Here is an 8,506-nt window from a genome sequence, read left to right on the forward strand (position 1 = left end):
AAGATATCTAAACATATAGATATTTAGATAGGATGGTGTATGACATGAAAAACTGTTTGAAGGTAGTGACAATTGGAGGAGGATCAAGTTATACTCCCGAGCTAATAGAAGGTTTTATTAAAAGACATAAAGAATTGCCAGTAAAAGAATTATGGCTAGTTGATATAGAAGAAGGAAAAGAAAAATTAGAAATAGTGGGCAGTTTAGCCAAAAGAATGGTTAGAAAAGCAGGGATAGATATGGAAGTTCATCTTACGCTAGATAGAAAAGAAGCTCTAAAAGGTGCCGATTTTGTGACAACGCAACTTAGAGTAGGACTTTTAGATGCTAGAATAAAAGATGAAAGAATACCACTATCTCACGGATTAATAGGTCAAGAAACTAATGGTGCAGGAGGGCTTTTTAAAGCTCTTCGTACAGTACCTGTAGTACTTGATATAATAAAAGATATAGAAGAATTATGTCCAAATGCGTGGTTGATTAACTTTACAAATCCAACGGGAATAATAAGTGAAGCAGTATTTAAATATACAAACTTTAAAAAATATATAGGTCTTTGTAATGTACCAATACATTTAAAAAATGATGTAGCTAAATTATTTCAGGCGGAACCAGATAGAATTTATATGGAGTTTGGTGGGCTAAATCATATGGTGTATGGATTGAAGGTATGCTTAGATGGAAAAGATGTAACAAAAGAGGCTATTGAAAGATTTATTACAACGAAAATTAGTATGGAAAATATAAAAGCTATTGATTTTAATCCAGAGTTTGTAAGGGCATTGGGAGCAATACCTTGTCCATATCATAGATACTATTATAAGACTAAAGAAATGTTAGTAGAAGAATTAGATGAATTTAAAAAAGGAAAATCTAGAGGTCAAGTAGTTAAAGAATTGGAAGATCAGCTATTTGAACTTTATAAAGATGAGAACCTAGATATTAAACCACCACAATTAGAAAAAAGAGGTGGAGCATACTATAGTGATGCAGCATGTAATTTAATAAGTTCAATATATAATGACAAACAAGATATTCAAGTGGTAAATACATTGAATAATGGTGCCATAAGAAATTTTAAAGATAATCAAGCTGTAGAAGTAAGTAGTATAATAACTACCCAAGGTCCAAAACCACTTTCAATTGGATATCTTCCAGAATGTACTGATGGATTAGTAAGTCAAATTAAGAGCTTCGAATCATTAGCAGCAAAAGCTGCAGTCACTGGTGACTATGAAACGGCACTGCTGGCACTTTGTATAAACCCACTAGTACCATCAGATGATACTGCTAAAGTGGTATTAGATGAAATGATGGAAGTTCATAAAGAATATTTACCACAATTTAATAAGTAGGTGATAAAATGACTAAGCTAATAATAAATGCAGATGATTTTGGTTTATCTGAAGCAGTTAATTATGGTATAATTTCAGCACACAAATCTGGGGTAGTCACATCTACTAGTGCCATGGCAAATATGCCATCATTAGAGCATGCCATGGATCTTTTGAAAGAAAATAAAGATTTAGGTTGTGGTGTTCATATGACCTTAAGCTGTTATAAACCATTACTTTCAAATTCAAAGACTATAGTAGATGATAATGGATATTTTATAAGAAGAATAACCAACGAAGTGATTAAAAATATGGATTTAGATGAAATATACAATGAATTATGTGCTCAAATTGAAAAGGTGAAATCTAAAACAGTTATAACACATTTAGATAGTCATCATCATGTTCACACTTTAGAAAATCTAAGACCAGTTATAGAAAAAATTTTAAAAAGATATAATTTGCCAATAAGGGGTGGATTTGAGTATGACTTTAATTATTCTAAGATTATACCTTTGGTAGACTCCTTTTATGGTGACAATGTAAGTGAAGATTACTTCGTAAAAAAAATCAATCATCTTAGAAAATATGAAATATCTGATATAATGTGCCATCCTGCTTATATTGATGATTTTTTAATGAAAACAACATCATATTCTATGGCAAGAATTAAGGAACATAAAATATTAACTTCTAAGGATACGAAAGCTTTCATACAAGATAATTTTTTATTAACAAACTATAAAGACTTATAGGGGGAAGACAATATGGATGAAAAAATGATAGAAATAACTTTTGGGATCATAGGCTTTGCTGGTGATGCTAAAGCTTTAGCTTTTGAAGCTATAGATGAGGCTAAAAAAGGAAATATAGATATAGCAAGGGAAAAACTTGAACAATCAAAGGCTGTTATGGTTAAGGCTCATAAATTTCAAACAGAATTAATACAAAGAGAAGCTAGTGGTGAAAAAACTGATATGAGTGTGATGTTAGTTCACTCTCAAGATCATTTAATGACAAGTATGACATTTCAGCAGCTAGCAGGAGAATTTGTTGATTTATACGAAAGATTAAATACAAAGTAATTTATTATATGAATATCTATAAAAAATCAGTAGCATATTGCTACTGATTTTTTATTAAAAAGTTTATTTTATTTTTGCATATTCTTTAATTAACTCATAATCATTTTCATTTAAACGGCTAGCAGCTTCTTTATCAAGAATTATGATTACATCTTTGTGTAATTGTAATATAGATGAAGGTACTTCTGGTGTTATTTTTCCATGAACTGTATTATAAATTGCTTCAGTTTTATTTTGGCCACTTGCTAAAAGTAATATTTTTTTACTTTTGAATATTGAACCTGTTCCCATAGTTATTGCTTTTGTTGGAACATCATCTAAGCTATTGAAAAATCTTGCATTAGCTTGTCTTGTAGACTCATCTAAAGTAACTACGTGAGTTCCATTTTTAAAGTTTATAGTAGGCTCATTGAATCCTATGTGGGCATTATTTCCTATACCAAGAACTTGTATATCAATGCCTCCATTATTATCAATTAACTGGTCATATAAAACACATTCAGATTCTATGTCATCAGACATACCATTAGGTATATATATATTTTCTCTATTTATATTTATATGATTAAATAAATTTTCGTCCATAAAATAATGATAGCTTTGATCATTATCTATAGGAAGTTTATAATATTCATCCAAGTTAAAAGTTTTAATTTTTGAGAAGTCGATTAATCCTTCTTCATACATCTTTATTAAGTTTTTATACATCCCTATAGGAGTACTTCCAGTAGCAAGACCAAGAACTGATTCTGGTTCTAAAATCATTTGACTTCCTACTATTTGTGCTGCTTTTTTGCTTAATGATTCGTAGTTTTCACAAACTATTATTCTCATAATATATCCCTCCAAAATTTTATAATATATTTAGTAATTTATTAATATAGTAATTTATTTAAATTGTTAAAAATAATTTCTCCATGAGAAATAGTCATATAGCAATTGAATTCTTTGTCAAATAATGCTATATCAGCATCTTTATTTATATCTAAGCTCCCTTTTGTCTTATGCATATTTATTGATTTAGCAGGATTTAGTGAAGCTAAATTTATTGCATCGTTTATTGATAAGTTTGTGCGTTTTTTATAATTATAGACTGCCTTATTTAATCTTAAAACACTGCCTGCTAGAGTACCAGAAGCAAGTCTTGCCACACCACATTTTACAAAAACATCTTGACCACCTAAATCATATTTTCCATCTGCCATACAACCAGCTCTCATACAATCAGTTATTAATATTACTTTATCCTTACCTTTGTTATTCAATACAAATTGAAATAGCTCTGGAGTTACGTGAATATTATCGCAAATTATTTCGCAGAAAACATCACTAGTAAAAGCAGCTCCAACTACGCCAGGATTTCTATGGTTCAAAGGTGTCATAGCATTAAATAAATGAGTTACATTTGATGCACCTAATTTTATAGCAAGCTTAGCCTCTTCGTAGGTAGCATTAGTATGAGCTATGGATAATGTTATATCAGTTTTATTTTTTACATCCTTTGTAAAATTTAAACTATCATCAACCTCAGGAGCATAAGATATTATTTTAATTACATCTATATAGTTTTCTATAAAAGAAAAGTTAGGAACTTGAATAAACTTATCACTTTGAGCACCTTTATATTTACTATTTATAAAAGGTCCTTCTAAATGAGCTCCTAAAATTTGAGCACCATCATATTTTATATTCATGGCTTCTCTTATGGTATCAAGGGCGCCATATATATCTTCTTTTGACATGGACATTGTAGTTGGTAAGAAAGAAGTAACACCATTTTCCTTAATTCCATTACCTATAGTTGTTATGGATTGTAAAGATTTATCCATTACATCGCAATTGCAACTACCATGAACATGTATATCAATTAGACCAGGACAAATGTAAAGACCTTTAGCATCAACTATCTCTATATTTTCTTCTACTTGGTCATAAAATCCTATGATTTTATCATTAAATAAAAGAATTTTATCTTCTATTATTTTATTTTGTGTAACTATTTTACCATTGATAATAGCCTTCATTACTCCCTCCAAATGGTTAATCCTCATTAAGTATTACTTCATACTGATGTTTATCTGTAATAAATAAAGAACTAGTATACTCTAAAATGTCTTCTTTATCAGTAAAAACAACTCTATCAATTTTTAAAGCTAAGGAATTTAAATCAACATTTAATAATTTTGATTGAATTTTATCTAATGCAATAGGATTAATAATTTGTTTAGCACATTGAGTTTTGTGCATATATTTTTCTCTATATAATTTATACAAAGAATTTTTATTTATAAGATCTTCATTTAAATCTGGACACATATATTTAGGAATATATATTTTTTCTAGTATTGTAGGATCCTCATCAACAAATCTGACTCTTTCTATATGAAAAACAAGTAAAGAATCGTCTTTTATTTGCAAGTACTCCTTAACTGCATCATTAGGTTTGTCTAATTTAAATTTTAAAATTTCATTTTTCACCTTAAGCTTTTTTTCATTTGCTATTTCTGTAAAGCTTTGCATTTTCTCATAGGTAAGTTTTTGTTTTTTATATGAAACAAAGGTGCCTTTTCCTTGTCGTCTTTCTAAGACTCCTTCATTGACTAAGTTAAGAATAGCTTTATTAACTGTCATCCTGCTTACATTTTGGATCTTACAAATATCTCTTTCTGACATTAAATAATGTCCTTCTTGTAATTCATTTTTATTAATCATATCTTTTATTATTTCTATAAGTTGAATATAAAGAGGTATTTGTGAATTTTTATCTACTAATTTCATCATTCTCTCCCTTATGGTATATACCTATTGGTATATACCAATTTTATAATTTAATTATAGATAATATATTTATAAAAAGCAAGTTTATAAAAAATATATATGAATAAAATAATTTATACAAAGATGGAAAATATTTTAGTAAATTATAGTTAATAATAAGTATTATTAACTATGAAAGGATGAAAAAAATGAAGAATTCATATTGGATTTTATCATCAGAAGAAAAGAAAAGCTATGAAGATTTAAACAGTGATATAAGCACAGATTATTTAATAGTAGGTGGTGGTATAGCTGGACTAACTACAGCATATTTATTAGCTAAAGAAAATAAGGAAGTTACCATTGTAGAAGCTGATGAAATTGGATTTGGAGTATCAGGACGAAACACTGGGAAAGTAACCAGTCAACATGGTCTTATATATTCTACAATAGAAAAAGAGTATTCTAGTGAAAAAGCTAGACTTTACTATGATGCGAATGAGGAAGGATTAAAACTTATTGAAAGCATAATAAAAGACAATAATATAGATTGTAATTTTAAAATAGTTCCAAGTTTTGTTTATACAGAAGAAGAAAAATATATTAAAGATATAAAAAAAGAATATGAAATTTGTAAAGAATTAAACATACCTTGTGAGTATATGAGCTCTATTGAGGGAATACCACTAAGCATTAAAGGAGCTTTATGTTTTAAAAATCAAGGTCAATTTAATCCTAAAAGATATGTAGACTCTTTAGGAAAAATAAATCAAAAAATGGGTGTAAAAATTTACGAAAATACCCCTGTAGTTGATGTAGATATTGATGAAGAATGTTTAGTTAAATGTGGAAATAACAATGTTATTAGAGCAAAAAATTTAATATTAGCATCATGTAATGCATGGTATGATGGCTTAAGACTTTTTTTTGCAAAAGAAGAAGCATCAAGATCATATTTATTATGTGGAGAATTAAAAAATAAAATATCAGAAGGAAATTATATTAGTGTAGAAATGCCAACTAGAACCTTTAGAACTTGTAAAGATGATAAGGGAAGAGAGCTTTTAATAACTGGGGGTCATGATCATAAAACTGGAAAATGTAATAATGAGTGCGATAACTTTAAAGCCATAGAAGACTTTGCTAAGGGGACATTTCATTTGAAAGATAAAGATATTATAGCTGACTGGTCTACCCAAGATTATGTTTCCTTAGATAATATACCCTACATTGGAAGGATTAATAATGAAAAAAATAATGTATATATTATAACTGGAACTAGTAAATGGGGACTTAGTAATAGTAGCGTAGGTGCTATTTTAATTAAAGATTTAATAACTAAAAACCATTCTAAATATGAGGAATTATATAATCCAAGTAGATTAAAAAGCTATTTAAATGTGAAGTTTTTAGAAACTAATATAGAAGTTGCATTTGACTATATAAAAGGAAAGTTTATATCAGGAAGTAGTGAACTGCCTGGCAAAGATGAAGGAAAAGTAGTAAGTATAAATGGAAAGAGATGTGGAGCGTATAGAGATAAAAATGGCAATTTATTTATACTAGATATTACTTGTACCCATTTAGGCTGCGAACTTCGTTTTAATAGTGGTGAAAAGACTTGGGATTGCCCATGTCATGGAAGTAGATTTTCTTATAAAGGTGAGATTATAAATGGACCAGCACTGAGACCTCTAAAGACTTATGATAAAGGTAAAAACAAAATTGATCCTAAAATATTATAATTTATAAGGGACAATAGTATGAAAAAATAAATCATTATGACGACGTACTAAATATACGGTAGATGGCTTAATTGAAACGGTAATTAATACTCCTTTTTTATTGCAAAAACTATAAATATATTTCAAAATTCATATAAATTTCATGTTACTTTCCATTTCTATTCACACAAAAAATATTATATGTTGTAATATATAAATAAGAAATAAATTTAGGAGGATCCAAATGTCTCAAGATAAACCAAATAAAGAAAGTGAAATCATTGATATTGTAGAAACTACAGACGAGACTGTAGATCATTCACATAAAGAAAATAGTGAAGAAAAGCAAAGTAAACTAAAAAAGTACATAGGAGGTAAAAGAGGTAAGACAATACTAATTATTCTATTTGTAGCAATTATAGGTATGGGAGCAGGTTTTTATGTAGGAATTGATATGGGAAGAACTTTACCTGCTACTCATAAATCCTATAATAAATCACAAGTATTAGCTACTGTCGGAGATGTAAAAATAACAGGAGCAGATTTCGCAAAAAAAATGGAACCCTACTTCTATTACCAAGGATTAAAGAAATTATCAAATGAAGAAATTGAATCTCAAGAAGCAAGTACAATAAATTATATGACAAACTTAGAAGCATTATACAAAGCTGGAACACAAGCAAAGATTACAGTAACAGAAGATGAAGTTGATAGTAACTATTCTAAAACTATGTCATCAATTGAATCATCATTTAATTTGACGGAGGATGCGTATCTAAGTAAGTTTAATATTACTAAAGACTATATGAAAGAAAGTTTAAAAAAAGAAATGATAGCAACAACCTATCTACAAAAAAACTCTAAAGTAAGTGAAAAAGAAGCTAAAAATTATTATAGCAATAATAAAAAAGATTTCTTCCAAACAAGGGCATCTCATATCTTAATTAGTAATTACGATGAAAATGGAAAAGAATTAAGTGATGATAAAAAGAAAGCAAATAAAGAATTAGCAGAAAAACTACTTAAAAGAGCCCTAAAAGGAGAAAATTTTGATGATTTAGCCCTTGAATATTCTAATGACTCTTATAATTCTAGTAAGGGTGGTGATTTAGGGTATTTTAGCAAAGGAAAAATGGATGATAACTTTGAAGAAGCAGCATTTTCTTTAAAAACTAATGAAATTTATCCTAAGGTAGTGGAGACTAATTATGGATATCATATTATTAAAAAGACTGGTGAAAAATATAGTGATTTTGATGATGTAAAAGAATCTCTAATAGAAACTTTAAGCAATGATAAGCAAAGCACGCTATTAGAAGATGCTTTAGAAAAATATGATGTTAAAGTAAATATGTAATATTAAAATTTAAAATTATGAAAAATAGATATGATAATTAAGGCTCCTTTTATGTAGTATAATCCCCTTATAGTAGACACATAAAAAAAGGCATCGTATAATGATGCTAAATGTAACTACAATAAGACCAGCTAGTTAAAGTCAACATATTTTATTGAATTTTATATTATGTGTTTTTAGACACAATTAATAGACTATCAAATTTCAACGAAAAATTGATGATTTACTGTGAAAATAGTTCGTAATTAG

8 protein-coding genes are annotated in these 8,506 nt (G+C 28.2%); 5 read left to right on the forward strand and 3 right to left on the reverse strand.

All coding sequences use genetic code 11. The features are described 5' to 3' along the window. The first annotated feature begins 44 nt into the window (after positions 1 to 44). From K0040_RS16515 to K0040_RS16525, 3 genes are read left to right on the forward strand one after another with little or no spacing between them, the layout of a single operon-like run. Positions 45 to 1,355, forward strand: coding sequence for a 6-phospho-beta-glucosidase (locus K0040_RS16515; RefSeq protein WP_228109847.1), 1,311 nt, complete (start codon positions 45 to 47; stop codon positions 1,353 to 1,355). Between the two features lie 8 nt (positions 1,356 to 1,363). After that, the gene (chbG, locus tag K0040_RS16520) at positions 1,364 to 2,089 is read left to right on the forward strand and encodes a chitin disaccharide deacetylase (RefSeq protein WP_228109848.1); all 726 of its coding nucleotides are present in this window, start codon (positions 1,364 to 1,366) and stop codon (positions 2,087 to 2,089) included. 12 nt (positions 2,090 to 2,101) lie between these two features. Then, a complete protein-coding gene (locus tag K0040_RS16525) occupies positions 2,102 to 2,419 on the forward strand; it encodes a PTS lactose/cellobiose transporter subunit IIA (RefSeq protein ID WP_206924752.1) in 318 nt (105 codons plus the stop codon). Positions 2,420 to 2,482: 63 nt separating this feature from the next. Here the strand turns inward: K0040_RS16525 and nagB are convergent, their stop codons facing one another. The 3 genes from nagB to K0040_RS16540 are packed head-to-tail and all read right to left on the reverse strand — an operon-like array spanning position 2,483 to position 5,197. Continuing rightward, positions 2,483 to 3,253: a glucosamine-6-phosphate deaminase gene (nagB, locus tag K0040_RS16530; protein ID WP_228109849.1), complete on the reverse strand. Its 771-nt coding sequence runs from the start codon at positions 3,251 to 3,253 to the stop codon at positions 2,483 to 2,485. A 41-nt stretch (positions 3,254 to 3,294) separates the two neighbouring features. Further along, positions 3,295 to 4,443 carry an N-acetylglucosamine-6-phosphate deacetylase gene (gene nagA / locus K0040_RS16535; RefSeq protein WP_228109850.1) on the reverse strand — a complete coding sequence of 383 codons (1,149 nt, stop codon included), beginning with the start codon at positions 4,441 to 4,443 and terminating at the stop codon, positions 3,295 to 3,297. Positions 4,444 to 4,459: 16 nt separating this feature from the next. Continuing rightward, positions 4,460 to 5,197, reverse strand: a complete 738-nt coding sequence (locus K0040_RS16540; RefSeq protein ID WP_228109851.1) for a GntR family transcriptional regulator — start codon at positions 5,195 to 5,197, stop codon at positions 4,460 to 4,462. 188 nt (positions 5,198 to 5,385) lie between these two features. Here K0040_RS16540 and K0040_RS16545 point away from each other — a divergent pair, with 188 nt between their 5' ends. Beyond that, positions 5,386 to 6,921: an FAD-dependent oxidoreductase gene (locus K0040_RS16545; RefSeq protein WP_228109852.1), complete on the forward strand. Its 1,536-nt coding sequence runs from the start codon at positions 5,386 to 5,388 to the stop codon at positions 6,919 to 6,921. 223 nt (positions 6,922 to 7,144) lie between these two features. Further along, positions 7,145 to 8,257 carry a peptidylprolyl isomerase gene (locus tag K0040_RS16550; protein WP_228109853.1) on the forward strand — a complete coding sequence of 371 codons (1,113 nt, stop codon included), beginning with the start codon at positions 7,145 to 7,147 and terminating at the stop codon, positions 8,255 to 8,257. Positions 8,258 to 8,506: the final 249 nt, after the last annotated feature.

This window comes from Terrisporobacter petrolearius, from assembly GCF_020748185.1.
GTDB classification, from domain to species: Bacteria; Bacillota; Clostridia; order Peptostreptococcales; family Peptostreptococcaceae; genus Terrisporobacter; species Terrisporobacter petrolearius.

What these genes read in the sequence shown, in the direction of transcription:
- nagB (WP_228109849.1), bottom strand. Translation starts at nt 3,253, where the DNA reads ATGAGAATAATAGTTTGTGAAAACTACGAATCATTAAGCAAAAAAGCA.
- chbG (WP_228109848.1), top strand. Translation starts at nt 1,364, where the DNA reads ATGACTAAGCTAATAATAAATGCAGATGATTTTGGTTTATCTGAAGCA.
- K0040_RS16525 (WP_206924752.1), top strand. Translation starts at nt 2,102, where the DNA reads ATGGATGAAAAAATGATAGAAATAACTTTTGGGATCATAGGCTTTGCT.
- K0040_RS16550 (WP_228109853.1), top strand. Translation starts at nt 7,145, where the DNA reads ATGTCTCAAGATAAACCAAATAAAGAAAGTGAAATCATTGATATTGTA.
- K0040_RS16545 (WP_228109852.1), top strand. Translation starts at nt 5,386, where the DNA reads ATGAAGAATTCATATTGGATTTTATCATCAGAAGAAAAGAAAAGCTAT.
- K0040_RS16515 (WP_228109847.1), top strand. Translation starts at nt 45, where the DNA reads ATGAAAAACTGTTTGAAGGTAGTGACAATTGGAGGAGGATCAAGTTAT.
- nagA (WP_228109850.1), bottom strand. Translation starts at nt 4,443, where the DNA reads ATGAAGGCTATTATCAATGGTAAAATAGTTACACAAAATAAAATAATA.
- K0040_RS16540 (WP_228109851.1), bottom strand. Translation starts at nt 5,197, where the DNA reads ATGAAATTAGTAGATAAAAATTCACAAATACCTCTTTATATTCAACTT.